The following is a 26,669-nucleotide window of genomic DNA, read 5'->3' on the forward strand; positions in this document are numbered from 1 at the left end:
TTTTCCGGTAATGTCGGGTTGTTGAAGCCACAATCCGAAAGGACCACCGATGACCACCGATATGATGAACCTTCGCGCTCTGGTCGAACAGACCCCCGACGCCGATATTTTGCGTGAGATGATCGGCTTTGCCGCTGAACGCCTGATGGAGATGGAAGTGGGCGCTGCCACAGGCGCTGGTTATGGAGCGAAGAGCTCCGATCGCCTGGCCCAGCGCAATGGGTATCGCGACAGAGACTGGGAGACACGCGCCGGCACTGTCGAGCTGCGCATTCCCAAGCTGAGGACAGGGTCCTATTTCCCAACCTTCCTGGAGCCGCGCCGCATGGCCGAGAAGGCTCTAACCGCAGTTATCCAGGAAGCTTACATCCAGGGCATTTCCACCCGATCAGTCGATGATCTGGTCAAGGCCATGGGGATGGGCGGCATCTCCAAAAGTCAGGTGAGCCGGCTGTGCGAAGAGATCGACGATAAGGTCAAAGCCTTCCTCGATCGCCCCATCGAGGGTGACTGGCCCTATCTGTGGATTGATGCCACTTACCTCAAGGTGCGCCGCGGTGGGCGTATCGTCTCGGTCGCCGCCATTATCGCCATCGGCGTCAACAGTGATGGCAGGCGTGAGGTTCTGGGCATGGAGATCGGGACCTCGGAAGCCGAGCCGATCTGGACAGCGTTTCTGCGCAAGCTGACCCGGCGGGGGCTACGTGGGGTCAAGCTCGTGATCTCCGATGCGCACGAAGGGATCAAGGCGGCCGTCAGCAAGGTGTTGTGCGCCACTTGGCAACGATGCCGGGTTCACTTCATGCGCAACGTTCTTGCCCATGCCGGAAAGAGCGGGCGCCGTGTCGTCTCTGCCTTCATCGCCACGGCCTTTGCGCAGGAAACACCAAAGGCGGCCAGTGCGCAATGGCGCGCCGTCGCCGATCAGATCCGACCCAAGGTGCCCAAGCTGGCCACCCTGCTCGATGAGGCCGAGCCTGATGTTCTGGCCTACATGTCGTTCCCACGCGAACACCGGACCAAATTGCACAGCACGAACCCAATCGAGCGTCTCAACGGCGAAATCAAGCGGCGCACCGATGTCGTGGGCATCTTTCCCAATGATGACGCCATCGTGCGCCTCGTGGGCGCGTTACTGCTCGAACAGAACGATGAGTGGGCCGTCCAGCGCGCCCGCTACATGACACTGGAAACAATGAGCCAGATGAGCGATGATCCCCTCATCAGCCTGCCGCCCCTGGCCGGCTGATCCGACACCGGCAGTGCCGGGAAATGCGTGGCGGCCCAAACCAACCTACACCACGCCAGGGGACACCATCGGAAATTTAGGCTAACCCGCTCCCAGAGCAGGGGTTTCCCGGGTTTCGACGACGATCCAACGGCAAAGTGCGGCAACTTCCCTTTATCTTGTCACAGAACAGGGTAACTCCTGCCGGAGAGCGGTTCGCTCAAGACTCCCTCCACAGCCAGCCTCTCCCGATTGCTATCCTCATCTGCGCCCGCTCAGACGGGCCCGATACCCTTGGGCACCGGTGCGCTCGAACCGTAATTGTGCAGGTCGAGCCGCCGCAGGTCGGGCATCGAGCGGGCGATGACCCCCGCCACCACGACCGTCAGCGCCCCCCCGGCCAGCACCGCATTGACCGGTCCGAGGAGGCTGGCCATCGTTCCGCTCTGGACGGCCCCGAGTTCGTTGGACGAAGCCGTGAACATCATGCGCACCGCGGCAATGCGGCCCCGCATGTGCTCGGGCGAGGCCAGCCGGAGGATCGCGTGGCGGATCACCATGCTGAACCCGTCGCACACCCCGGCAACAAACAGCATGGCCATCGAGAGCCAGAAGCTCGTGGAGAGCGCGAACACCACCATCGAAAGACCGAACCCTGCCACGATCAGATGGAGGGCGAGACCCGCCGATGCGGCGGGCATGAAGCGGATGGACAGCACCGCAGCGAGCAGCGTGCCGGCGGCGATCGCCGATCGCAGCAGCCCGAAGCCTTCCGGCCCGGCATTGAGGATATCGGTTGCAAAGATGGGAAGCAGCGCCGCTGCGCCGCCGAAAAACACCGCGCAAAGATCGAGGATCATCGACCCGAACAGCACCTGATTGCCGCGCACGAACGTCCAGCCCTCGCCTATCCGGCGCAACAGGGGCAGCGTGCCCGTTATGGGCGGTACGGGTTTGGGAGCGATCTTCCACCACATCAGCCCTGCCGAAGCCGCGAGAAGCGCCGCCATGGTGCCGTATGTGGCCTCTGGCCCACCCCAGGCCCATATGGCGCCCATCATCACGGGCCCGGCCATGTCGGCAACCCGTGCCACCGTGGAGACCATCGGCAGCGCCTTCAGCGTGTGGGCCAGCGGGATGACCTGCGCCTCGAGTCCGATATTGGCCGGGTTCTCATAGGCCCTTATGGTCGCGGACAAAGCCCCGGCGGCCAGAAGCAGCCAGACGGTGATGGCGTCTGCCGCCGACAGGAGGGCCAGCACGACGGTCAGGAGCGACAGGGCCGCGATGGTCAGGACCACAAGTCCCCTGCGGGGCCGCCGATCCGCGAGGTCGCCGGCAAGGAAGGCCGCACCCAGGGACGGGATGGCCTGCACCAGACCCAGCGCGGCAATATCCAGCGGATTGTTGCGCAGGCTGTAGATGTGGAACGCCAGCATCACCGTCAGCGAGGACGCCGAGAGGTGAAACAGCGAATTTGCGGCGAGAAAGGACCGGAATTCGCGGTTGCCCAGAACCTCCTTGGCGCCCGGACGAGGGGCCGGGGTGTCTGTCGTCATGAAAGCTCTCGATCATGGACTGCCGCGGAAACCGGTTGTGCCTCCGCCCGATCCACATCCGGATCGCGGCTGAGCACATACCAGCCGCCGGCCAGCCGCGCCATGCCGGCGGTACGCGATCTCGTCGCCATCATGGGGCTTGCGCTGCCGGGGCAGGCGGGCGTATGGGCGTGCAGTGGATGGGGCCCAGGCAAGGTCGTTGGCGCCAGCTCAGCTTCCTGAGCGCATATCAGACGTATCAAGACGTATACCCTTCTATTGCGTGTGCGGAAGCGGTATGACCCATGAGGTCTGTCGTGCTGGACCGCACGCTTCCGCCATTGCTTGCGGGCGCGCAACTGGCATCCATGTGGGGCGCGGGAGACGTTGCGAAAGGACAGATGTTGATCAAGTTGCCACCCCTGCGCCAGGATGCACCGACCCCTCTCTGGCTTCAGCTCAAGCATGCCTTGCGTGACCACATCACGTTCCAGCTGACCCCCGGGGCCCGCATTCCCTCCGAAGCCGAGCTGTGCCGCCACTTCGGCCTCTCGCGCATGACCGTGCGCCAGGCGATCACCGCGCTGGTCAATGAAGGGCTGGTGGGTCGGCAGCAGGGCCGGGGCAGTTTCGTTTTGCCCACACGGCTCGCCATCCCTCCGCGCCGGGACGCCCATTTCCTTGACGACGGATTCGAGGCCATCGACGGGTTGGCTGTGCAATTGGTCAGCCTGACCATCGACAAGCCGCCGCGCTGGATTCGCGAGCGCCTCGGGCTGGGCGACGAGGAACAGGCCCACAAGTTGCGCATGACGCTGGCCATGGGCGAGGACGTCCTGGCCTCGCGCACCATCTATATTCCCGAACATGTCGCACCGAGCCTGCAGGAAATCGAGCTGACCGACCCCGTACACCACATTCTCGAGGATCGCTTCGGGCTCGTTCCCGCCACGGCCGAGGAAACCATGCGGCTGATCAAGGCGGACCAGTTGCGTGCGGCGGAGCTTCGCGTCGCTCCCGACACGCCGCTCATTCTCGTCGAGCGCGTCGTGTGCCTGGCCAGCGGCGAGCCGGTCGAATATGCGAGAACCTACTATCAGGCCGAGCGCTACCGCTTCGAGCACAAGCTCGTCAGGCCGGTCCCGAGCGATGCCAGCGAGAACCCGCTCAACGAACGCCGCCATCGCGTCGGCGATCTTCAGAGCGTGAACGGGGTCGGCGGGGACGCCTTCGAAGCTGAACCGACCGACGCCGGGATGCAGCCGGCCGCCAAGGGATAGGGCCCAGGGCGCAACTCCTCCCCGCGTGCTTTGTCCTTGCCGGAGTGTCGCGGGCCGGGCCAAGGGCCTAAACCCTTTTCGCCTTCGCGTGTTCCTCGTCGATGCTTTGCTCGACGCCCGACTCCACCATCGTGCGCGTGGCGTCGATATCGGCATAGGTCCAGAAAATCCGCATCAGCCGATCGCTTTCATTGAGGAACCGGTGCGGCAGGCCGGCGGGGATCCAGGTGGTATCGCCGGCCTTCAGGCTATGGCGCACCCCGTCGATTTCGGCGATGGCCTCGCCCTCGAGGATCAGGACGCTCTCCTCGCAATTGTGAAAATGGACGCCGATCCGGGCCGCGGGTTCGAACTCGGTTATGCCGTTGATGACGCTCGAGGACCCGCATTTGCGGGTGACCAGCGGGATGGTGCGCGCGCCATTTCCACGGTCGTTGATCGGCAAAGTATCGGGTCTCAGGATTGCAGGCTGCATGATGGTCTTCTCCTTATGGCCGGACGGGATGGGGCCACGGCATCAGCGGCACCAATTCGACCGCGGAGCGGCCTTAAAGGGCGTGGTCGGCAATGATCTTGCCGGCTGTCTGGTTGATTGACCGGACCAGACACCGCCTCCTGACCTGATAGTCCGCGCGGTCGGCATGGATCCCCCGCGCCCTCGTGCGCGAATCGCAGGCGAGCGGAATCGTATTGAAAAATCAAGGTGATGCCCCCGCTGGCGCGTGCCAATGACGGTGATGGTTCTCCTCGGGCCGGCGCATCGCCTCGAACGAGCCGGTGAGAAAATATAACTTGCAAGAGCACGTTTTACAACTAAGATGTCTATAGACGTATGGGGTGTAGGTAGGAGGACATCCCGACGGCTAAGGAGGCTAAAGTTTCAGGGAGGAAACGATGCTGACCGCACCATTCCATTGGTATTCGCGTGCGTGGGGAACTGCTCCGCGCCACAAGACTGGCGCGACTGCGGCGCTGTCCGGTGCGCTGATGGCATTCACATGCCTGACCGCCCCGGTGGTGGCCCAGGAGGCAACCGACGCCGAGGTGACCGATCTCACCGTCTGGTTTGCCCGCGAATACACGGTACCCTCCAGCGAGCAGCTCGAAGCGTTCGCAGAGGAAACCGGAATAACGCTGACGGTTGACGTTCAGCCGAGCGACAATCTTTTCCAGCAGTTGATCAGAATGCGCGACGCAGGGCTTCAACTGCCAGACGTGGTCCATCTTGACGGGTTCCTGCGGCCGGTGGTCGTGGATGCGGGCGTTGTCGTGCCGATCGATGACGTCGTCGATGCCTGGGAGGCCGAGGACCCCGAAGGCTTCGCGCAGATCTACGACGCCACCTGGGCGGATGGTGTCTGGAACGACGAGCGCTATGGCATGGCCAACACAGCGTCCATGGAAGAAGTGTTCATGCGCACCGACTGGCTGGCAGAGGCAGGCGTCGAAGGGACGCCCGAGACCTGGGATGAGGTGCTCGAATTTGCCCGCGCGACCAAGGAAGCCCAGCCTGATGCGGTGGCCCTGGGCTGGTGGGCCCAGCGCGGGAACGGAGCCAATCTGCTGTATTCCGTCATGAGCGCTATGGGCGTGGAATTTGACGGTTCGATCCCCGACCTGCGGAGTGAAGGCGGGCAGTATTTCATCAGCTTCGTGCAGTCGCTTGCCGGCGAAGAGCTGATCAGCCCCGAAGCCATCGCCTGGAACGACGACAACATGCGCGGCGGCTTTGTGGCCTCGAGCATCGGTATGATGCTGGACTCGGCGCCCACCTCGGTCGGCGCGCAGGATGCAGGGCTCGAGCCGGGTGAGAACTTCACCCTGGTGCCTATGCCCACGAGCCGGGACGGATCGGGAGAGCAGGGAACGCTGGTTGCCCCGGCGCGCACCTTCTTTATCACCTCGAGTGCCGAAGAACGGGGCGCAAAGGACGAAGCCGGTCTCGCGCTTCGGTTTCTGATGGATCCCGACGTCGCTCTTGAGCTCATGCTCCTTGGCGCAGATCCCCACCGGACCGATGCGGTGCTCGGGGACCAGGAGGCCGTCGACCAATGGCTGCCCATCTGGGACGAGGACAACATCTCCGCCTTCAGGGACATGGGAACGTTCCCGGTCGACACCAACTTCATCGCGGCGCAAGGCGTGGCTGAGCGTCTGAACGAATTCCTTGTCTCCAATCCCGACATGGATCCGATGGAAGTGGCCGACCAGTGGCAACCCGAGTTCGACGCCATCGCGCAGTAACGATCCCGGATTGAGCGTCCGCCCTGTCGAGGGCCGGGGCGGGCGCAAGCCGGCGCATATATTGCCGGCAGGGAATCTGAAATTGGCATCCGCATTGTGAGTTGGCGCTCGCGGTCCGCGGCCCGGTCGAATGACCCTGGGCAGCTTCCGGCGACACGACTCTGCACGTGAAGAGGAATATGTTTATGGCGACAGGAGCCAGAAGCGGGGCCGCAGCCACGCGCATCGTCGGATGGCAGCATTCGGGAATTGCCTATCTGTCCTCCGCGCCCGCCATGATCATCGTGGCCATGGTCCTGGCCTTTCCGGTGTTGTTTGCGCTCTGGCAGAGCTTTTTCGGGGTCAGCCCGATACGCGGCGAGCAGCCTTTCGTCGGGTTCGGCAATTACACGCGGGTCTTCAGCGACCCCCAGTTCTGGGCATCTCTGGGACGCACGGCCATCTTCGTATTCGGGGTCATCGCGCTCGGCCTCACGCTGAGCATCATCTTTGCCTTCGCGCTCAACCGCGTGGTTTCGGGCCTGAGGTTCATCCGCGGCATTGCGATCCTGCCCTACATCGTTTCGAGCGTCGCTGCGGCGCTCATGTTCCGCACGCTGTTCAACAGCGATTTCGGCTTTCCCAATCAGATGCTCGAGTTCTTCGGCTTCGCCGGCATTCCCTGGCTGTCAAACGGCAACTGGGCAATGCTGGTCATCATCGTCGCCCAGGTCTGGACCGACCTGCCGCTGGCGCTGCTGTTCATCCTCGGCGGTCTCCAGACCATCGACAAGCAGCTCCACGAGGCGGCGCTGGTCGATGGTGCCACCGGCTGGCGGAGCGCGCTCTATATCTCGCTGCCGCTCATCGTGCCCCAGATCACGCTCGCAACGGTCTGGCTCAGCTTCAAGGCCGTCACCTCGCTGGGCACAATTCTGGCGCTGACTGGCGGCGGGCCCGGAGACTCGACCCAATTGCTCACGCTGGAAATGGTCCGGCTCGGCTTTGACGAGTACGACACCGGAACCGCTATGGCGCTGGTAATCATAATCTTTTTGCTGAATGCAGGTCTGACGCTGTTCTACCTCGGCCTTCAGCGCAAGTTCGGGATGAAATAGAACCATGGCTGTACTCGAGGATCATTCCCCCGAATCCGGTCGCAGCGCAGGCGGCTCAGGATCAAAGCATGCCGACGCGGCCCGGCCGCGCAGCCGTCGCCGCTCTTGGCTCGGCGGTCCGATGCGGGCGGCCATGGTCTGGTTGCCTCTGGCGGCGCTGGTGTTGTGGACGGTCGGGCCGTTTCTGATTTCCCTGTCGGTGTCGTTCAAGCAGCCGGCCCAGGTGTTTTCCGACCCCGGTCTCATCCCGGCCCAGCCCACGCTCGACGCCTATTTCCGTGTAATCGAGCGTCCCGGCTTCCAGCAGGCGCTCTGGAACAGTGTGGTCATCGCTTTTGGCAGCCTGATCCTGACGCTGGTCGTGGGCGTGCCGGCCGCCTATGCCCTGGCACGCTTTCGCTTCCGCGGCCGCCATCTGCTGCTGCTGTTCTCGCTTCTGCCCATGCTGGTGCCCAAAGTCGGGCTGATGTTCCCCTTGTTCCTGCTGGCGGTCAATCTCGGTGCCTTCGACTCCCGGATATTCATGATCCTAGTGTTCACCGGCATGCTGCTGCCGCTGGCAGTCTGGTTGTTGCTCGGGTTCTTCGAGGCGATACCGCGTGATCTCGAGGAGGCCGCGGCGGTGGACGGGGCAACGCAGATGGGTGCGATCATCCATATCATTCTGCCGCTCTCGATACCGGCCCTGCTCACTGTGGCGGTTTTGGCCTTCCGGGAGGCGTGGAACGAGTTCGAACTCGTCCTGGCGCTGACCATGACCGGCAATTCCCGAACGCTGCCTTACGAGCTGTTCCTCATGCAGGACGCCACGGGCATCGCGGACTTCCCGGTCCAGAACGCCTTCGCCCTTTTGACCATCGTGCCACTGATCCTCGTTTATCTGCGGATCGAGCGGTACGCCGCCGAAGGCTTGCTGAGCGGTGCCGTGAAATAGGGCGTCCGGCCCCGGATCGGGTGCCGGACGCAGAGAGACAATCGAGCGCTGAGGAGGCGCTCCAGACGAGGGAGCAAAGTCCGAGACCCTGCCGAAAAAGGCAAGCGAGCTGCGGGATTTGCGTGAGGAGTACGAGATGGGTGAAGTAGCATTCCGCGACGTGGTCAAGCGGTTCGACGACGGGACGATAGCGGTCAACAAGCTGAACATCGAGGTCGCCGATGGCGAGTTCCTCGTCCTGGTCGGGCCGTCCGGTTGCGGCAAGTCCACATCGCTGCGGATGGTCGCCGGGCTCGAGGAGGTTTCGGGTGGCACGATCGAAATCGACGGGGAAGTCGTGAACAGCTTCACGCCGCGCGACCGCGATATTGCGATGGTCTTCCAATCCTATGCGCTCTATCCGCACATGACCGTGGAAAAGAACATGGCCTTTCCGCTGCGCATGGCGAAAGTCAGCGCGGCCGAGAAGGACCGGCGGGTCAAGGAAGCCGCCGACATCCTCGATATCGGCAATCTCCTCAACCGCTACCCGCGCGAACTCTCGGGCGGCCAGCGCCAGCGCGTGGCCATGGGCCGCGCCATCGTCCGGTCACCCCGCGTTTTTCTCATGGACGAGCCTCTTTCGAACCTCGATGCCAAGTTGCGTGTCCAGATGCGCGGCGAAATCTCCCATCTCCAACGCGAACTGCGGACCACGACGCTCTACGTCACCCATGATCAGGTCGAGGCCATGACGTTGGGCGACCGCGTCGCCGTCATGCACAATGGTGTCCTCCAGCAGCTCGCCTCGCCCGAAAAGCTCTATGCGTCTCCGGGCACCGTATTCGTGGCCGGCTTTATCGGCTCCCCGCCGATGAACCTCTGCCATGGGACCGTCGAGAAGGGCGAAGCCGGGCTGACGGTCAGGTTCGGGAGCATGGCGCTCGGGATCGACGAGGAAAGCCTTGCCAGATACCCCTCGGTCTCGGGCCGCGCCGGACAGGATATAATCGTCGGCATGCGCCCCGAGTGCTTCTCGTTCGAAGCGGGGGACGGGGCCCCGGGTCGTTCGATCCGCACTTCGGTCGATCTTGTCGAGATGCTCGGAGCCGAAGCGCTGGTCTATGTGCGCACCGATGCACGACCGGTCAACACCAAGGATCTCGTCGACACCTCATCGGACGTGGGCGTCTCCGAGAAGGTCCGCGCCAACGCCATGGTGGCCCGCGTTTCCCCTAAAGGCCTGCCCCAGGTCGGGGAGACCGTCGAGCTCCATTACGAGACAGGCGAGCTGCATTTCTTCGATCCCGTGTCGGGACTGGCGCTGTCCTGACGGACGGCACGTCCCTTGGCCCCCGTTCGGCGGGGATGAATTTTCAATCAGAACAAGGAGAACAGAGTTGGGAAAAAGAGAAGAGCTTCTGGATATGGCCGTCCACGCGCTGACGCCCCTGATGCGGGGCAACCAGCAGGCGAGCGCCTATGACGTGTTCGACCGGTCGGTGTCCATCGCCGAACAGCTGATCGCGAAGGTGGATGCCACGGCGGCCGCCGACCCGGACGGCCCGGATCGCGACGAGCTGATGGACATGGGCATCCACGCCCTTTCGGCCCTTTTGAACGGCCGTCCTTCCGCCGATGTCGACGCTCTGCTCGATGAATGCATGGCCCAGGCAAAGGCTCTGATCGCCCGGGTCGACGACGCGCTTGGAGAGGGGGCGACCGACTCCGATCGGGAGGAACTGATGGACGTGGCGGTCCACGTCCAGACCGCCGTGCTCAGCACGCGGCCCAAGGCGGATCCCGCCGCGGTCAGCGATCAATGCGTGGAGGTGGGCGAAAAGCTCGTTGTCCGTGTCGACGAGGCTTTGGCCCCGGGACACTAGGGCAGGGGACGCGCCAAGCCCTGCGCCCAGCGCGCAGGGTCCTGCCGCTCCAAGCGGCGGTGGCGGGGAATGGAGCACGGTCGGCGCGGAGTGCGCGGACCACCGGGAGAAAATGCACCCATGGATATCGTAGCGGTTGAGGAACATTTCTGGAGCCGGGAGTTCGCGGCCCATTTTCTGGGCAATTTCGACCGGCCGCCCAGGATCATGCAGCGCCTCGAGGACTTCATGACGCTCCGGCTCGAGGAGATGGATGCGGCCGGCATCGGCACGCAGGTCATCTCTCACGCGCCGCCGGGCGGACAGAAACTCGCGCCCGAAACCTGCGTGGCTGCGTGCCGGGGCGTCAATGACACGCTCGCATCGCTCGTTGCGCAGGCGCCGGAGCGCTTTGCAGCCTTCGCCACACTGCCTCAGGCCGAGCCCGAAGCCGCTGCCGATGAACTGCAGCGCGCGGTCGAGGACCTTGGGTTCAAGGGGGCCATGATGTTCGGACCCACCAATGGGATGTTCTCGGACGAAAAGCCGTTCTGGCCTATCTACGAGCGGGCCGCCCGGCTCAAGGTGCCGGTCTACCTGCACCCGGCGCTGCCCGACAAGCGCGTGAGCGAGGTCTATTACGCGACATACGCCGAGAGCCACCCCGACCTGCTCGGCGCGGCCTGGGGCTTTGGGATAGAGACGGGGACACTCGGGGTGCGCATGGTCCTGAGCGGCGTCTTTGATGCCCATCCTGACCTCCAGATCATACTGGGGCACCTTGGTGAGGGCATTCCCCTCCAGCTTTCGCGGATCGACGAGTCCCTCAAGCGCCCTGCCAACGCACCCACCGAGTTCGCCAAAACCTTCCGGAACAATTTCTTCATCACCACGAGCGGCTTTTTCTCGGACTCGGCCCTGCGGTGCTGCATCGAGGAGATGGGCGCTGACCGGATCCTCTTCGCCGTGGATTGGCCCTTCGTGGACAACGCCGGCGGAGTTGGATGGCTCAAGGCGTTTCCCACCGATCCGGACACCAGGGCGGGCATCTTTTCGGGCAATGCCCGCAAACTGCTCAGGCTGTGAGGATCGGACCCGTTTATTCGCGGCTCACGCCATCCAGAGGGCCCGTGAGCCGCGCCCAATCGCCAGGAGTTCACGGCCCTATGCCGGCCCGAGCATCCCGGTACATCGAGCGCGGGCCGCGTTGCGCGCCGTGCTGAACCGAGCAACGCCAGTTCTGCAGGCGTTCCGAGAGGACTGAGAAGATGACCAACAGTTTCGGGCGCCTGGCCCTCCACACCTGGACGATCGACACCACGCCGCTCGGACCGGCGCTCGAGGCGATCCGCCTTGCCGGCTATCATGCCGCCGAGCTGCGCCGCACCGACTTCAAGCGTTGTTACGAAGCCGGAATGAGCAATGACGAGGTGCTCGCGATGATCAAGAAGAGCGGCGTCTCGGTTGCCGTGCTCGGGGTGGAATATGGCTGGCTGTTCGCGACCGGTGACGAAAGCGCCCGCATTTTCGAGGACTTCCGGGTCTCGTGCGAAAATGCCGTGGCTCTGGGCTGTCCTCAGCTGATGTCCGCGCCCGGCCCCTATACGGGCTCGCTCAAGGACGCCGTCGGCCATCTGCGGACCGCCGCCGATATCGCCGACGAGTACGGGCTGGAACTCTCGATCGAGTTCAACTCCCAGCACGCCAACCTCAACTCGGTGGAAACCCAGCGCGAGCTCGTCAGCGCCGCGGACAAGAAAAATGTCGGGCTGCTGCTCGACGCCTATCACCTCGCCCGCAGCGGGCGGGCCGGGCGCGACTTCGAGGACGTGCCCGGCGAGGACATCATGCACTTCCAGTATTCGGACCTGTCTTCGAACCCGGTCACGGGCGTCAAGCGCCCCACCGACCGGCTCATGCCCGGCAAGGGCGTGATCCTCTGGACCGAGGTGTTCCAGCTTCTCCACGAGAAGGGATACACCGGCCTTCTCAGCTTTGAAGCGCCCAATCCCGAGCAGTGGAACCGCCCGCCTGCCGAGGTCTGCCGCGAGGGTGTCGAGCTTACGCAGGACCTGCTGCGCAAGGCCGTGCCCCAATACGCGCCCTGAGCGCCAAATCTCATCCGATCGCCCTCAACAAAAAGGTGCCAGAACCATGAACGCTCCCCTTTTCCAGGGTCTCTTCGACAAGACCATCACCGATATTCCTGCCACCGCCGAAAAGCAGCGCTACACCACCTCCGTTGCTCCGCCTGCCGCAAATCAGGGGCGCTGGGTCCAGCAGCCACGCCTGCCCCATCCGGTCGGGGAAATGGGCGTGGTCGAGTGCCAGGGCAGGATCCATGTGTTTGGCGGCTATGCCAATCATCGCGTCGATGGCGACTACCATCAGGTCTTTGATCCCGAGAGCGGGGTCTGGACGCTCAAGGCGCCGTTCCCGCACCCCTGCAATCACAATTCCGCGGCCGCGATCGGTGGCAAGATCTATACCTTCGGCGGCTTTGTCGAACAGAACCGCTGCCCCCATTCCAAGTGTTTCGTCTACGATGTCGCAAGCGATACCTGGTCACCCATTGCGCCGCTGTCGCGGCCGCGCGGGGCCATCTTCGCCCTTGTCCTTGATGGTAAGATCCATCTTCTGGGCGGCCGAGACGTGCGTTCGGTCGAATGGCACGAGGTCTATGATCCGCAGACCGACACGTACGAAGACCGCGGCCCGATGATGGGCTCGACCAAGACCCAGCCCTATGCCGGCCAGCGCGACCACATGGGGGTGGTCCTCGTGGATGGCAAGATCCACGCCATCGGAGGACGCATGGACTCCTATGATTTCAACACCGGCCTACACGGCGTCTATGACCCGCAGGCCGATGCCTGGTCGTTCCGGGCGCCCTTGCCCGTACCGCGCAGCGGACCGTCCGCGGCCTATATCGGCGGCAGGATCGTTGTGTTCGGCGGCGAGGCTACCGGCCATGTCTTTGGCACCAACGAAGCCTACGACCCCCAGACCGACCGGTGGGAAGCCCTCGCGCCCATGCCGGTCCCCCGCCACGGCCTGCATGGCGCGACCGTCGCCGTCATCGGCGACATGGTCCACGTCCCGGGCGGTGGTCCCGTCCCGGGCGGGAGCGTGCAGGGCGCCTATCATGACGCATTCACCTTCGGGTGAGCGCGCAGGTTCCGGCTCAGACGGATCGAACAGCAATGACAAGATCGGAAAGTCACCCCATGAAATCCCGTACACCATGCGCCCGTCCTCAGCCTGCCCGGAGGGCATGCCAATGACGCGCGTTGCACTGCCCGACGGGGTGTCGCTCAATACCCGCGTGGACGGGCCTGAAGGCGGACCCTGGATCATCCTGTCCAACTCACTGGGCGCCAACCTCGCGATGTGGGACGGCCAGATGGACATGTTGACCCGCAAATACCGGGTGCTGCGCTATGACCAGCGCGGCCATGGCGCCAGCGATGCGCCCACCGGCCGGTACAGCTTCGACCTCATGGTCGCCGACGTCATCGCGCTGATGGATCACTACGGCATCGAGAAGGCCGACTGGCTCGGGCTCTCCATGGGCGCGATGACCGGGATGGGCCTTGCCATCCATCACCCCGACCGCTTCGGCAAGATGATCCTGGCCGACGGCCGTGCCGTGGCCACCGATGGCTACAAGGCCATGTGGGACCAGCGGGTCCAGGCTATCGGTGAAGGGGGTCTCGAAGCCGTGGTCGAGGGCTCGCTCGGTCTGTGGTTGACCGAAAGCTGGCGGAAGGCCAATCCCGAGGCGACCGATGCCTGCCGCGCGATGATCCTGGCCACCCCGCCCGAGGGCTACATCGCGAGCTGCTACGCGCTACGCGAGCTCGATTACCTCAAGGACCTCGGCGATCTAACGCTGCCGGTACTTTACATCTGCGGCGCCGAGGACCACGGCGCCCCGCCCGAGGAGATGCAGGAAATGGCCAAGGCCACGCCGGGCTCCAAGTACGCGGAGATCCCCTGTGCGGCCCACGTCGCCAACATCAACCAGCCGAAGGCGTTCAATGCGGCCGTGGCCAGCTTCCTCGAAATCTAGAACCTTTCCTGATCTGATGAAATCAGAACAGGAGCTCCAGGTTCCTGCTGGGTTGCGTATCCGAACCGGACACGTGATTCGACATTTCCTGGAGACGCCCTAAGTCCCTTGGACCGGCCGCATGCTCTGAGCGTGCAGTCGGTCGATGCCCCGGGTGTCGGCCCCACCCTCCCTTGCTGCATGAGCCGCGAAGGGAACGAGATGCCCGGATTGGCGTTAGTCCACCGCCGGCGGGAAGCGCTGGGTTATCTCGACAAAAGGTGTTTTCACATGCTCAAATTTATCGGCGGAACAGTCGGCGTAATTTTTCTCATCGGCCTGCTCGTGGTCATCGGCCTCTTCAGCCTGATCTTCTGATCTGCGGCGCCTGCCTGCGCGGCGCGCGCTATCAACGCCTGGCCGACGGCTCTTCCAGAAGCGCATTGGCCGTCTCGGCATCTGTCCCGAGCAGGTTCACGATGCCACCGAGCAGCGCGCCGCGGATCGCGGGAACCTTCACCGCTCCATTGGCCACCAAGAGGCGCCTGGGGCAGGCTGCCAGATCCTCCAGCGTTATGGCGATGGTCTGCGGTTCCAGATCGGTGACCACCGGAGTGCCATCGGCATCGAAAAAGCGTGCGCAGATCGTACCGATCGCCCCTTTCTCGGTAGCCGACCGCATCTGCTTGAGCGTGATCACGCCATGTCTGAAAATCGGGGCTTCATCGTCCAGAGCGCCGATACCCATGATGGCCATGTCCAGCCTGCGCATCATCTCGAAAATCGGGCGGATGGATGACGTCTGTCGCAGCACCTCCGCGCTTCTGGCATCATCTGCCATCGCCGGGACAGGCAGATTCCAGGCGTCGCCGCCCAGATTGAGCGCCATCACGCGGCATATCTCGGAGGGGTGACTCGGCAATTGCCGCACCCCGACGCCACCGATAAGTGGAAACACGTTGATCTTCTTGTAGGCGGCGGTGTGCAGACCATTGGCGACCGAGGCGACCGTACGCCCGTCCGAGACGCCGATGTTCATGCCCTCCGAAATCCGACCCTCCACGAAGTGCGCGACGGCTCCGCCGAGTGTGCGCAGCGTTTCTTCCGGAGAGGAGCGCATTTCCACCACGATCGCATTCTGCAGGCCGAACTTGGCCTTGAGCCGGTCTTCCAGGCCTCGGGCCCGCATCGCGTGGGGGACGACCCGGATTTCGACATACCCAAGCTCAAGCGCCTTCTTGAGCGCCCGGCTTACTGTCGAATTTGAGACCCCCAGCCGCGTAGCGACTTCATTCTGGGGTAGCCGATCTTCATAATGCATGCGCGCAATCATGACGATCTCGTCCTCGCGGCTGAGCCTTCGCGCCATCTGCGTCCCAACGTGTTGCCTATAGAGCTGCATTGAGACAGCCCAGCGCCTTTTGCAACGCCTTGTATGCCACATTCGCCGGGGGTTCAAAGAGTGCCCCTCCGACAATTGCAGAAGTCGCGCCGGACGCCAGGATCGATTCCAGAACCCGATCGTTGACTCCGCCATCGGCAATGATGGGAAGGTCTGGCCATCGTCGTCGCATTGCTGCGAGCTTGGCGACGAGGCGCGGTTGGCACGGTGCGCCGCGAGTGCCGGGCTCTATCAGCATCGCTACGAGGTAGTCTGCGTGTGTGATCAGGTTGCTGTTGGCGAATGGGTCGTAGTCCGGGCCGATGGCAACACCTGCCCGCGCGCCCGCACCTCTGATGGCCGTCAACACGGCGTCGGGCTCTGAATGTGACTCGGGGTGAAACGACACAGATGCAGCCCCGGAGGCAATCGCAGTCCTTGCATCTTCCGCAGGCGCGCACACCATCAGGTGAACGTCGAAAGCTGCTTGGGGGAACGCACGCACAAGGCTCGGCAGGATCGCGAGATCCAGGCCTCGGGCCGGCACGAACGCCCCGTCCATCACGTCGAAATGGTAATGCCGCACCCCCAGCGCCATGAAGGCCGCCACGGCATCGTGGAGCCGGGCATGATCGGCAGCATAAAGGCTGGGGATGATTGGATCGGGCGGCACCCGGGTCGGCTCGGCAGCCTCTTCCGAACCCGGTCGACCGGATGCCATCATGTGCAGTCCTCCCCGTTTGGCCCGCTGCTCTGTCCTCCAACAATGCAGCTTGACGAGAACCTAGCCGGGGGTTTATCTGAATGCAATAAATACCAGACTGCAAAAAATTGCAGACGCGGAGGAGAAATGAAAGCGGCGGCTTTCGATGTCGGGACCACCGGCCTGAAGGGTGTCATGGTGGACGCCAGCGGCGCAATCGTCGCCGAGGCGACCGTGCCGTACACGCCATCATCGCCTTATCCCGGATGGTCTGAACAGGATCCCGACGTCTGGTGGTCCGCGCTCACCCAATGCGCTGCAACCCTGGTGGACCAAGCCGGCCAGCCGGACGCCATAGGGCTGTCAGGTCAGATGCATGGCTCGGTTTTTCTCGACGCGAACGACGCCTCGATCTCCCCTGCGATCCTGTGGAACGACCAGCGAACCGAAGCGGAATGCCAGCAGCTCATAGCCATGACCGACAACAAGGTCGTCGAGTGGACGCTCAATGAGCCGAGAACAGCATTTACCGCCGCCAAAATCCTGTGGCTCCGCAAGAACCATCCCGATCGGTACGATCGCTTGAGCAGCGTTCTGCTGCCCAAGGATTTCATCAGGTTCCGGCTGTCTGGCGAGCGGCTCTCCGACGTCACCGATGCCTCGGGCACGAACCTACTGGACGTGCGCGCCCGGGCCTGGTCGGCCCCGATGCTGGAGGCGACGGGCATATCCCGCTCGATCCTGCCCGGGCTCGTGGAATCGGTGGAGGCGGCCGGCGTCGTCTCGTCCCGGGCTGCCGAGGTCACCGGACTGCGGTCCGGTACCATGATCGTCGGCGGTGGGGCCGACCAGGCCTGCGCGGCCATCGGCAATGGTATTGTCGAGCCGGGAACCATGTCGATCACCATCGGCACCAGCGGCGTCGTCTATATCCAGCTTCCTGAGATATCGCTCGACAGGACTGGCGCGTTCCACACTTTCTGCCACTCGGTGCCCGGAACGTTCATGGCCATGGCCGGCGTGCTCTCGGCCGGCGGCTCCTTCCAGTGGTACCGCGATACCGTGGGCGAGATCGATGCGGCAGAGGACGGCTTTGAAGGCATCGTTCGCGACCTCGATACCGTTCCCCCTGGCTCGGGTGGGCTGGTCTATCTGCCTTATCTAACGGGCGAGCGTTCCCCTCACAATGATCCACGGGCCCGCGGCGGGTTCATCGGTCTCACGGCGAGACATCGTCGCGGACATATGGCCCGCGCGGTGATCGAAGGCGTGTGTTTTGCGCTGCGCGACCTCGTCGAGACCGTCCAGGCCATGGGTGTTGACATCTCGGCGGTGAGGGTCGCGGGAGGCGGCGCGCGCGGGCGGATATGGCTCTCGACACTTGCAAGCGTGCTCAACCGGCCAGTGATGGCGACCGATACGCCCGACGCTTCAGCTTATGGCGCTGCAATGCTCGCCATGGCCAATTGCTCTGACACACCGATTTCGGAGCTTGCCCGGGCGTGGGTGAAGACTTCTCCTCCGGTCGAGCCCAAAACGGCCGACGCGGGGGTCTATGAGGATGTCTACGGTGTCTTCCGCTCGCTCTACCCGGCCAACCGGTCGGCCATGCACGCACTGTTTGCCATCGATTCACGAACCAGCCAGGGGGCATCCCGATGAAACTCGCTGCCGTCACATCGCTGTTCAAATACTACCCGCTGCCCGAGGCGCTCGATCAGATCGCGCGGGCCGGCTACGAGGGGGTAGAGCTCTGGGGCGGTATGCCCCATGGCTATGTCGAAGATTTCTATGATGGGGGGCGGCTCGACACCGCAACGGCGCGGGCCTGCCGCAAGCTGGTCGACGATGCCGGGCTGGCACCGGTCCAGTTCCTGCCCGAGCAGTGCTTTTATCCGGTCAACTATGCGATCGGCGACGCGCCTCCGTTCGATGGCAAGCGGCTCCGTCAGCGCTCGCTCGATTATTTCAAGCGGGCCGTGGACGTCACTGCCGCCCTCGAGTTCCCCCGCATGTGTGTTACGACGCCCTTCTGGGGCTGGGAGACGAAAGACGGTCGTTGGACCCATCACGGCAAGCACGATCTGGACCTGGTGATCCAGAGCGTCGGCGAGATCAATCGCCACGCGCAGGCTCAGGGCGTGCAGATCATCGTCGAGCCCCTGAGCTATCTCGAGACCACGGGGGTGGAGACGCTCGATGAGGTCCAGGCGCTCCTTTCCGGCGTCGGCTCGAACAATCTCAAGATCATGCTCGACACCGGCCACATTCACGTCACCGCCCGGGCGCTGGGGCGCGACAGCGCTGCCTATTTCGCCGAGCACGTTACAGTGCTGGGCGATCGGCTCGTCCACATCCACCTGAGCGACAATCTTGGCGATCTCGATGCCCACCTTGTTCCCGGAGAGGGCAGCTTCGCATTCGCGCCGGCCTTCAATGAGCTGAGGCAGTCTGGCTATCAGGGCTATCTTTCGGCTGAACTGATGATGTTTGGCGACAATCCCGTTCCGCCCAAGCCGCATGATCTGCTCGTAGCGACCCGCCAATTCACCCAGAAGGTTCTCGCAGATGGATGAGAACGACGGCACCGTCCTCGGCGAGATCATGGCGACGGCGCGGTCCATTCCGTTCTCCGAGACCGCCCGGCTTGCCGCGGCGATCGGCTCTGCGCCCCGGATCTATATCCATGGGCTGGGCCGGTGCGGTCACGTCATGAAGATGTTCTCTATCCGCCTCGCCCAACTCGGCTTGCCCGTGCAGTTGGTGGGCGAGCCTACCGCGCTGGCTGCACGCGAAGGGGATCTTCTCGTCGTGGGGTCGGGGACAGGCGAGACACGCGGCACCGTATCGATTGCCGAAAAGGCGGTAGGGTTCGGGCTCGATATGATCGCGCTGAGCGCCACCGAAGAATCCACACTTGCCCGGCTCGGGTCCGATCCGATCATTCTGCCCGGAGTGAGCAAGCTCGACGCCGCTGCGGCTGCGCGCTCGATTCAGCCCCCGGGCTCGCTGTTCGAACAGATGCTGTTCTGCTTTCTCGAGCAGACGGTCGTTGAAATCGCGCGCACGCGCGATCCTGGCTATGCCGACGTCCGCCGGCAGCATGCCAATCTGGAATAAGCGGACATTCCTGGAGGAGGAGAAAATGGACAGACGAGATTTCATGAGGACCACCGGCGCCATCATGGCCACCGGTGCCATGGCAGGGACCGCGCTTGGGCAGTTGCCCGACCGGCAGATCCGTGTCGGATTCGCCGCGCACAGCATCGATCTTCAGGCGCTGTTCGGCCAGCTCCGGGAGGGGTTCCGCGGCACGCTCGATGAAGCCGGGCTCGACTACGAATACGTTGAAGCCGCACCCAATGCGAGTTCGGACCATGCGGGCATGCTGTCCATCCTTGAGAACATGGCCGCCCAGCAGCTCGACTACGTCCTGGTTGGCCCCACTTCACTCGAACTGAACGAGCCGGGCCTTCGCCTGATCTCTGAATCGGGTGCCAAACTTCTGATGACCGACTATGTGCGTCCCGAAGAGGGCGTCTCCTACGACGACGCCGTGCTCAACTGGGTGGTCTACAGCCATTCGGAAATGGGCTTTAAGGCCGGTGAGTGGCTCGGAGACCAGATGCGCGCGCAGGGCATCCGCAATCCCAGGGTCGTCATGCTCTGGGGCCCGGCTGCTTCGGAGATCTCCCAGCAGCGTGGCGAAGGCGCAATCGAGGGAATGAACAGCCACTCAGACCTCGAGTTCGAGATCGTCTACGAGGCCAATGCCGACTTCGATCGTCGGCTGGCCTACGACGAGACCGAGCGCGCTCTGGCCGCCTACGATTTCGATGCCATCATGTGCCTCAACAGCTACATGTCGGTTTCGGCATCCAACGCGATCGGCGCGAACGGGCGCACCGGCGAGATCGTGGTGTGCGGTATGGGCGGCACGATCGACGAACTCCAGGGCATTGCCACCGGAGATATCGGCGTGGCACCGTTCCGCGATCCGCGCTCGATGGGACGCGCCTCCGCAGAAGCTCTGCTGGCACACCTGACCGGCCGGGAAGGGGATATCGAGCGGACGGTCTATGCAGACATTCCGGTGCTCGAGAACGCTTACCGCATCCGACAGTCGGTGCCTTCCGAGATGTTCGACGTGGCCGCGTTCCTCAACGAACACCACGGCTGAGCGTCTGCAGCCCCTGGGACGCGCATCGCGTCCCGGGGGCATTCGCCGGCCTCGGGCTGACGATACCGGCCATACCAGGAATTGGAACTGCCATGACCAATCAGAGCGCACTGCTTGAAGTGCAAAATCTCAAGAAGAGTTTCGGCGGCGTTCAGGCCGTCAAGGGAGTGAGTTTCTCCCTCTTTCCCGGAGAAGCCGTTGCCGTGGTCGGCGACAACGGGGCCGGCAAGTCCACCGTCGTCAAGATGATCTCGGGCGCTTACAAGCGTGACGAGGGAGAGATCCGCTGGAACGGAGCCGCCGCGGACATTGCCAACCCTGACGATGCCCGTGATCTTGGCATCGAGACCATGTACCAGGATCTCGCTCTCATTCCCGACCTCGACGCGCCAGGCAACGTGTTCCTCGGCCAGGAGCCGATGAAAAGATTTCTCGGCGTCCTGCCCATCCTCGATCGCAGGAAGATGCAGGAAGACTCCCGCAAGCTGCTCGAACGGGTTCGCATCAACCTGCCTTCGCTCGACAGGTCGGTCCGCCAGCTTTCGGGCGGGCAGCGCCAGGCCGCCGCCATCGCTCGCTTCCTTCTGTCCGACCGGGCGCGTCTGATCATCATGGACGAGCCCACGGCGGCACTTGGGGTCCAGGAGCAGCGCAAGGTCCTCGACCTGATCCAGATGCTCAAGGCCCAGGAAATGACCATCCTGGTCGTGAGCCATAACCTCGAACATGTCTTTGACGTGTGCGATCGCATCATCGTCTTCCGGGCTGGCGAAGTCGCTGGCATCGTCCGGACCGACGAAGTCGACAAGCAGACCGTGGTCAGCCTTATCATGGGAGGGAACACCTGATGGCCAGCCAAGCCCACGAGGCGCACTCCCCCGACAGGCAGACCGGCGCCATGGCGGTGCTCGCGAAGATCAACCCGCTGGTTTTCGTCCTGCTCGCCCTCTACATCCTGATGCTGCTGATGAGCGACAGGTTCTTCTCGTTCTTCAATCAGATGAACATCCTGCGCCAGGCATCGGTGTTTCTCATCATCGCGGTGGGTCAGACCTTCGTCATCGGCAGCCGCGGCATCGACCTCTCGGTGGGCTCGGCCGTTGGCGCGGTGGGATGTTTCATGGCATCGCTCATCGCATGGGGCGTGCCCGTACCCTTCGCACTGCTCCTCGGCGTCCTGATGGGCGCGGGGATCGGCATGATCAACGGGCTGGTTATCACCAAGCTCAAGGTCAACCCTCTGATTGCTACGCTGGGTATGATGGTGTCCCTGCGCGGTGCCACCCACTACCTCATGAGCGATCAGGTGGTCACGCGCCTGCCCGATGCCATTCAGTATCTTGGGCAGGGTGTCATTTTCGGCGTGCCGATGCCGGCGCTCATTGCCGCCGCCGCCGCTCTGGTGGGGTACTGGCTCTTCTTCCACACACGGTTCGGCCGCTACACTCTGGCAATCGGCTCCAACGAGAACGCCGTCGGGCTCGTGGGCATCTCGGTGGACCGCATGAAGATCCAGATCTACATGTTCCAGGGCGTCTGTGTCGCGATCGCCGCCATGGTGCTAATCGGGCGCCTGAACGGGGCCTCCCCTGACCTTGGCCTCAACTACGAGTTGCACATCATTGCAGGCGTGGTCCTTGGCGGTACGGCCCTCTATGGCGGGGTCGGGTCGATCCTGGGCACCGTGCTGGGCATCATGACGATCGGCATCGTTGAGAACGCCATGGTCCTGATCCGTGCCGACTTCCATCTCCAGCGGGTGCTGATCGGCGCACTGCTCATCCTTGCGGTGGCGTACCAGAACTACCGCCGTCGCAAGCAGGGGATAAGCGAATAGCGTGCATGAGAAAAGGGCCGGGCGGTCTTGTCCGGCCCGAAGCGGAAGTCATGTGCTTGCCGCTCGTCTGCTGGCTGAGAAACGAGAACAGGGGGCACCGTCCGGTGCCCCCTGTTCTTTTGCGTCCGTTGCTTGCAAGCAGGCGTGGGCTTAGCGCTGCGCGTCCATCTCGGCGAGTTTGGACACCCTTCTGCGGAAGTCCTCGTCTGTCGAGAACTCCGCCGCGAGGAATGAAGACACCAGGTCCTTGGCCAGCCACGGCCCCACGATCTGGGCGCCGATGCACATGACATTGACATCGTCATGCTCCACCGACTGGTGGGCCGAATGCACATCATGGCACACCGCCGCCCGGATGCCCTTGACCTTGTTGGCCGCGATCGAAGCACCTACGCCCGTGCCGCACACGAGCAGGCCGCGCTGGCCTTCGCCATTGGCGATCCTGGAAGTCAGGGATCGTGTGATGTCGGGGAAGTCGACCGGTTCCGCGTCGAACGAGCCTATGTCGGTCACGGTGTGCCCCGACGCTTCCATGTGGGCGATAAGCGTTGCCTTGAGCGGGAATCCAGCGTGGTCCGATCCAACGATGATATGCATTGCGGTCAACTCCGGTTTGTGGGGCGGTAAGGTCAGCGGCTGGCCGTAGCCTGGTCTTTGGGACCCGGTTCCGTGCGCTCCTGCCTCTCGAGCATCGTGTCGATGCGCTCGATCGCGTTCTCGAGGTGCCGGCGCATCGCGGCTCCCGCGTCGGAGGCGTCGCGACGCTCGAGCGCCTCCATGATGGCCTTGTGCTCATCGACCGAGACCCGCCAGTTCTCAGGTTCGTCATTGCCGAGATAGCGCAGACGCTGCATGCGGGCCTGAAGGCGCGCATGGATGGGCTTGAGCGTCTGGTTGCGCGACAGCTCCACGATTGTGAGATGGATCTTTTGGTTCAGGTCGAAATACCGGTGCCTGTCGGCTCGCTCAAAAGCATCGATCATCGCGTCGTGCAGTTCGCGGACCTGAACGATCTCCGCGGCTTGCGCATTGAGGGCTGCCTGCTCGGTGGCAAAGCCTTCCACCGCGCTCATGAACAGCAGCGTGTCGCGCAACTCGGCGTGCGTGGTCTCAGGTACGATCGCGCCTCGATTGCGGGACAGCTCCACCAGCCCTTCCGCCGCCAGGACCTTGAGCGCCTCGCGGATTGGGGTTCGCGAAACCCCGAGAGTTCGCCCCAACTCACTTTCGTTTACGCGCTCGCCCGCTGGCACCCGACCTTCCACGATTAACTCGCGCAGCCGATCGATCACCAAGTCATGGAGCTGGGTCCGTTCGATGGGAGCGATCGGCCGGTTCTGGGCGTTGGTGTGTTCGCGGTCGTCGGCCATCATTGGGTGGGCTCATCGAGATCGGGGCGGTACAAGTCGAAAATCTGGGCTGCATCTTTCAGAATCAGCACCCCTGCCTGGATCATGATGAGCGCGCCGCCCACAACGATGGCCATACGCGGCCAGTACAGCGATATCGATCGACTCGTCGTCATTTCGTTCCGTCCAAGTTCTGCCAATGCGAGGCCAGCCTCGCATATCTTGAAGGCGAGAAACACGATGAGCGCGTTGATCAGAACGTAGATCGTCAGCTTGAGCCTGCGCGCCAGCGCCTCGACGATGAAATCGACCTTGAGGTGGGAATTGTGCCGGATACAGATCGCGCTGCCCCAGACGGCAAGGACAGGCAGAAGCATCGCAGCAAGCTCTTCGATCCACGGAATGGGCACGAAGACCACATAGCGCAACAGGACCTGTGAAATCATCAGAAGGAAGATGCCCGCCAGAACTGAGATCATCACGAGCTGCAGCACGACGTCGATCCAGCCTGCGGCGCGGTCCACCGCCCGGACAAAACGGGAAACGGGATTGTCTCTTGTCTGCATCTCAAAGCCCTCCCAGTCCGAGCAGCCGCGGCAGGGCTTCGCTCAGTGCCGGTATCGCCACGATCAGTGCGGTCAGGAATATCTTGATGAGAATGAAAGGCCACGCGTATTTTGTGATCTCGACGACCGACATTCGTCCGACCAGTGACGCGGTGAGCAGCGTTCCGCCGAAGGGCGGCGTCAGATGTCCCACGCCCAGTGCGGAGACGATGATCATCGCCGTTTGAATCTCACTAAATCCAAGTTCGAGGGTGAAGATCGGGATGATGATCGGCCCAAGCAGCAGGATGTTGGAGTTTCTGTCGATGAACATGCCGCCGATCAGCAGCACGACCACGATCAGCGCAACGATTCCGAACGGCTCCTGGGTGATTTGCAGCAGGAATTCCACCACCTGCTGGGGCACGTTCCGCCGCACCACGACATAGGAAAACATGGCGGCGGCGCCCACTAGGATGGTAATGGCAGCGCTGGTTATCGCGGTTGAGCGCAGGATCTCGATGAGTTGTTTGAGGCTGATGGTGCGGTAGACGAAAACCGTCAGGATCAGCCCGTATGCCACCGCAACCGATGCGGCCTCAGTGGCGGTAAAGAAGCCGCCGAGAATGCCGCCAACCACGATGATCGGCATTCCCAGAGGTACGAGGGCCCGCCGCAGCGCTAGGAATGTCTTGTCGAGCCCCACCCACATGGCTGTTGGCACGCCGTATTTGGTGACCATGATCAGGGTGACGACAGCAAAGAGCACGCTCATCAAAAGTGCGATCGAGAGGCCCGCGGCAAACAGTGCGCCGATTGAAACGCCGAAGGTTGAACCGTAAAGGATCAGGACGATGCTGGGCGGAAACAGCGGGGAGAGGGTGGCCGATGCCGCGGTAAGAGCGCCCGCAAATCCTCTCGGATAGCCTTCCTTTTCCATCGCCGGGATCATGACCGGACCCATGGCCGCCACATCGGCATAAGCCGACCCCGAGATGCTCGCGAACATCAGGCTCGAGGCAATATTGACTTGCGCGAGGCCTGCCTTGAAATGGCCCACGAGGGCGCGTGCGAAATCCATGAGCCGATCAGTCAGCCCGCCACGGGACATGATCTCGCCGGCAAGCAGGAACAGTGGGATGGCAAGAAAGGTGAAGGACGTCAGTCCCTCGAACATGCGCCCGACCATGACAACCATGGTCGATTCCCGGCCGGTCTCCAGATAATGGATGATGGCTGCGCCGCTCATGGCCATGAAGATCGGCGCACCGACAACGATCATGCCCAGAAGGGCAGCAAAGATTAGCACGACGATCATCTGCCGCTCCGAAGCTCAGCCGAAAGAACGGGCGGGTCCTGACTGACCCGCCCGACAGGTTGGGAGTATTACTCTGCGGACGCCGCTGCGGCTTTGCGTTCGGCGACGCGTTCACGCGTGCGCTCAAGCGCCGCGAGCGTCGCTTCGATATAGTCCGAAGAGACTTCCTGCTCAATGAACTCGCGGCCAACGGGCTCGGCGATCGCCTGCCATTCCTCGAGTTCGGCGGCGGTCGGCACGTAGACCTCCTTGTCGGCATCATACATCAGAGCCAGAGCATTATTGCTGTCCTGAAAGCTGACGGCATTGTTGACGGTGGCTGCGATGACCGCCGCCTCGTCCACAGCTTGCTGATACTCGGCCGGCAGCGACTGGTAGAACTCGTCATTGGTCAGCAGCCAGAGATATTCGTACATGTGGCCCGTCAGCGTGACGTGATCGGCCACTTCCATCAGACCGGCATCCCAAACCGATGCCAGGCCGCCTTCGAGCCCGTCGATCAGCCCGCTCTGCATGGCAGAATAGCGCTCGGGCGCTCCAGTCGAGACGATGGAAGCCGCACCGAGCGCGGAAAAGACTTCCTGGTGCATGGGCACGGTCTGCGTACGCATCTTGATCGCGTGTTCCTCGAGATCGGAAGGTACGCGGATTGGGCCGCGGGTGGTGTACATATGGCGGATGGAATTTTCCATCAGCGAGAGCAGCCGGACTGTCCCGCCCGTGGCCTCGAGCAGTCCGTCCCGGGTCGCCGCGAAATACTCGGGATCGTTGGGCAAATCCCAGAACACGCTGCGCTCGGTGAACAGGAACGGCCAGCTATGGGTCTGCGATTCCGGGTAGACCCCTGCCACCCCGCCTGCGCCCGGCAGATGGAACTCGAGTTCGCCGAGCCGCAACTGGTCGGTGATCTCCCGGTCGCCGCTGCCCAGAGCGCCATGCGGCGTCAGGTTCACGACGAAGTCGCCGCCCGTTGCACTTTCCACATGAGCCTTGAAGGCCTCTGCTGCCTGGGTCGCATAATTCTGGTGCGGGTGGCCGAACGTTGCCTCGTAGGTCTGTGCCAGCGCTGGGCCAGCTACCAGCGTCAGTCCGGTCGCGAGCAACAGCGCGTTCGATAGCGTTTTCATTGGGAACTCCTCC

The 26,669-nt window shown here is 63.2% G+C and carries 27 protein-coding genes; 18 read left to right on the top strand and 9 right to left on the bottom strand.

Annotation, left to right across the window (positions count from 1 at the left end):
• The first annotated feature begins 49 nt into the window (after positions 1-49).
• Positions 50-1,249 carry an IS256 family transposase gene (locus tag EO136_RS11815; RefSeq protein ID WP_127143937.1) on the top strand — a complete coding sequence of 400 codons (1,200 nt, stop codon included), beginning with the start codon at positions 50-52 and terminating at the stop codon, positions 1,247-1,249.
• A 254-nt stretch (positions 1,250-1,503) separates the two neighbouring features.
• On the opposite strand, the gene EO136_RS11820 is transcribed toward EO136_RS11815, so the two are convergent.
• A complete protein-coding gene (locus EO136_RS11820) occupies positions 1,504-2,787 on the bottom strand; it encodes an MFS transporter (RefSeq protein WP_127144622.1) in 1,284 nt (427 codons plus the stop codon).
• A gap of 383 nt (positions 2,788-3,170) precedes the next feature.
• Between EO136_RS11820 and EO136_RS11825 the strand changes: the two genes are divergently transcribed.
• On the top strand, positions 3,171-4,046 hold the full coding sequence (locus EO136_RS11825; RefSeq protein WP_164730560.1) for a GntR family transcriptional regulator: 876 nt from the start codon (positions 3,171-3,173) through the stop codon (positions 4,044-4,046).
• Positions 4,047-4,113: 67 nt separating this feature from the next.
• On the opposite strand, the gene EO136_RS11830 is transcribed toward EO136_RS11825, so the two are convergent.
• Positions 4,114-4,524 (bottom strand): cupin domain-containing protein, encoded by a 411-nt coding sequence (locus EO136_RS11830; protein WP_206513323.1) that lies wholly within the window; start codon positions 4,522-4,524, stop codon positions 4,114-4,116.
• A 416-nt stretch (positions 4,525-4,940) separates the two neighbouring features.
• On the opposite strand from EO136_RS11830, the gene EO136_RS11835 reads away from it, so the two are divergent.
• The 10 genes from EO136_RS11835 to EO136_RS18595 all read left to right on the top strand — a co-directional run bounded on the left by EO136_RS11835 (position 4,941) and on the right by EO136_RS18595 (position 14,594).
• The gene (locus EO136_RS11835) at positions 4,941-6,290 is read left to right on the top strand and encodes an ABC transporter substrate-binding protein (RefSeq protein WP_127144625.1); all 1,350 of its coding nucleotides are present in this window, start codon (positions 4,941-4,943) and stop codon (positions 6,288-6,290) included.
• 185 nt (positions 6,291-6,475) lie between these two features.
• Entirely contained in the window at positions 6,476-7,387 is a 912-nt protein-coding gene (locus EO136_RS11840; protein WP_127144626.1) for a carbohydrate ABC transporter permease, read from the top strand.
• Positions 7,388-7,391: 4 nt separating this feature from the next.
• On the top strand, positions 7,392-8,321 hold the full coding sequence (locus EO136_RS11845) for a carbohydrate ABC transporter permease (RefSeq protein ID WP_127144627.1): 930 nt from the start codon (positions 7,392-7,394) through the stop codon (positions 8,319-8,321).
• A gap of 136 nt (positions 8,322-8,457) precedes the next feature.
• A complete protein-coding gene (locus EO136_RS11850; RefSeq protein ID WP_127144628.1) occupies positions 8,458-9,633 on the top strand; it encodes an ABC transporter ATP-binding protein in 1,176 nt (391 codons plus the stop codon).
• 67 nt (positions 9,634-9,700) lie between these two features.
• Positions 9,701-10,186 carry a hypothetical protein gene (locus EO136_RS11855; protein ID WP_127144629.1) on the top strand — a complete coding sequence of 162 codons (486 nt, stop codon included), beginning with the start codon at positions 9,701-9,703 and terminating at the stop codon, positions 10,184-10,186.
• 120 nt (positions 10,187-10,306) lie between these two features.
• Positions 10,307-11,251 carry an amidohydrolase family protein gene (locus EO136_RS11860; RefSeq protein ID WP_164730561.1) on the top strand — a complete coding sequence of 315 codons (945 nt, stop codon included), beginning with the start codon at positions 10,307-10,309 and terminating at the stop codon, positions 11,249-11,251.
• Between the two features lie 182 nt (positions 11,252-11,433).
• Positions 11,434-12,273 (top strand): sugar phosphate isomerase/epimerase family protein, encoded by an 840-nt coding sequence (locus tag EO136_RS11865; protein ID WP_127144631.1) that lies wholly within the window; start codon positions 11,434-11,436, stop codon positions 12,271-12,273.
• Between the two features lie 46 nt (positions 12,274-12,319).
• Positions 12,320-13,333 (top strand): Kelch repeat-containing protein, encoded by a 1,014-nt coding sequence (locus EO136_RS11870; RefSeq protein ID WP_127144632.1) that lies wholly within the window; start codon positions 12,320-12,322, stop codon positions 13,331-13,333.
• Between the two features lie 112 nt (positions 13,334-13,445).
• The gene (pcaD, locus tag EO136_RS11875; RefSeq protein WP_164730562.1) at positions 13,446-14,237 is read left to right on the top strand and encodes a 3-oxoadipate enol-lactonase; all 792 of its coding nucleotides are present in this window, start codon (positions 13,446-13,448) and stop codon (positions 14,235-14,237) included.
• Positions 14,238-14,345: 108 nt separating this feature from the next.
• Positions 14,346-14,594: a small membrane protein YohP gene (locus EO136_RS18595; protein WP_164730563.1), complete on the top strand. Its 249-nt coding sequence runs from the start codon at positions 14,346-14,348 to the stop codon at positions 14,592-14,594.
• A 31-nt stretch (positions 14,595-14,625) separates the two neighbouring features.
• On the opposite strand, the gene EO136_RS11885 is transcribed toward EO136_RS18595, so the two are convergent.
• Positions 14,626-15,585 carry a sugar-binding transcriptional regulator gene (locus EO136_RS11885; protein ID WP_164730564.1) on the bottom strand — a complete coding sequence of 320 codons (960 nt, stop codon included), beginning with the start codon at positions 15,583-15,585 and terminating at the stop codon, positions 14,626-14,628.
• Between the two features lie 19 nt (positions 15,586-15,604).
• The gene (locus tag EO136_RS11890) at positions 15,605-16,321 is read right to left on the bottom strand and encodes a beta/alpha barrel domain-containing protein (RefSeq protein WP_127144635.1); all 717 of its coding nucleotides are present in this window, start codon (positions 16,319-16,321) and stop codon (positions 15,605-15,607) included.
• 126 nt (positions 16,322-16,447) lie between these two features.
• Here EO136_RS11890 and xylB point away from each other — a divergent pair, with 126 nt between their 5' ends.
• The 6 genes from xylB to EO136_RS11920 all read left to right on the top strand — a co-directional run bounded on the left by xylB (position 16,448) and on the right by EO136_RS11920 (position 22,317).
• Positions 16,448-17,962: a xylulokinase gene (gene xylB, locus EO136_RS11895; RefSeq protein WP_164730565.1), complete on the top strand. Its 1,515-nt coding sequence runs from the start codon at positions 16,448-16,450 to the stop codon at positions 17,960-17,962.
• Positions 17,959-18,876 (top strand): sugar phosphate isomerase/epimerase family protein, encoded by a 918-nt coding sequence (locus EO136_RS11900; RefSeq protein WP_127144637.1) that lies wholly within the window; start codon positions 17,959-17,961, stop codon positions 18,874-18,876. Before xylB ends, EO136_RS11900 begins: the two co-directional genes overlap by 4 nt.
• Entirely contained in the window at positions 18,869-19,420 is a 552-nt protein-coding gene (locus EO136_RS11905; RefSeq protein WP_127144638.1) for an SIS domain-containing protein, read from the top strand. The genes EO136_RS11900 and EO136_RS11905 overlap by 8 nt, the downstream gene beginning before the upstream one ends.
• Positions 19,421-19,445: 25 nt before the next feature.
• On the top strand, positions 19,446-20,480 hold the full coding sequence (locus EO136_RS11910; RefSeq protein WP_164730566.1) for a sugar ABC transporter substrate-binding protein: 1,035 nt from the start codon (positions 19,446-19,448) through the stop codon (positions 20,478-20,480).
• Positions 20,481-20,572: 92 nt separating this feature from the next.
• Entirely contained in the window at positions 20,573-21,328 is a 756-nt protein-coding gene (locus EO136_RS11915) for an ATP-binding cassette domain-containing protein (RefSeq protein ID WP_127144640.1), read from the top strand.
• Entirely contained in the window at positions 21,328-22,317 is a 990-nt protein-coding gene (locus tag EO136_RS11920) for an ABC transporter permease (protein ID WP_127144641.1), read from the top strand. The genes EO136_RS11915 and EO136_RS11920 overlap by 1 nt, the downstream gene beginning before the upstream one ends.
• A 150-nt stretch (positions 22,318-22,467) precedes the next feature.
• On the opposite strand, the gene rpiB is transcribed toward EO136_RS11920, so the two are convergent.
• The 5 genes from rpiB to EO136_RS11945 form a co-directional block, all read right to left on the bottom strand.
• On the bottom strand, positions 22,468-22,914 hold the full coding sequence (rpiB, locus tag EO136_RS11925) for a ribose 5-phosphate isomerase B (RefSeq protein WP_127144642.1): 447 nt from the start codon (positions 22,912-22,914) through the stop codon (positions 22,468-22,470).
• A 32-nt stretch (positions 22,915-22,946) separates the two neighbouring features.
• Positions 22,947-23,690 (bottom strand): GntR family transcriptional regulator, encoded by a 744-nt coding sequence (locus EO136_RS11930; protein WP_127144643.1) that lies wholly within the window; start codon positions 23,688-23,690, stop codon positions 22,947-22,949.
• Positions 23,687-24,232 (bottom strand): TRAP transporter small permease, encoded by a 546-nt coding sequence (locus EO136_RS11935; RefSeq protein WP_127144644.1) that lies wholly within the window; start codon positions 24,230-24,232, stop codon positions 23,687-23,689. The genes EO136_RS11930 and EO136_RS11935 overlap by 4 nt, the downstream gene beginning before the upstream one ends.
• 1 nt (position 24,233) lies before the next feature.
• Complete coding sequence (locus EO136_RS11940) at positions 24,234-25,529, bottom strand: TRAP transporter large permease (RefSeq protein ID WP_127144645.1); 1,296 nt, start codon at positions 25,527-25,529, stop codon at positions 24,234-24,236.
• Between the two features lie 68 nt (positions 25,530-25,597).
• Positions 25,598-26,656, bottom strand: coding sequence for a TRAP transporter substrate-binding protein (locus EO136_RS11945; protein WP_164730567.1), 1,059 nt, complete (start codon positions 26,654-26,656; stop codon positions 25,598-25,600).
• Positions 26,657-26,669: the final 13 nt, after the last annotated feature.

Source organism: Pelagibacterium montanilacus, assembly GCF_003992665.1.
Lineage (GTDB): Bacteria > Pseudomonadota > Alphaproteobacteria > Rhizobiales > Devosiaceae > Pelagibacterium > Pelagibacterium montanilacus.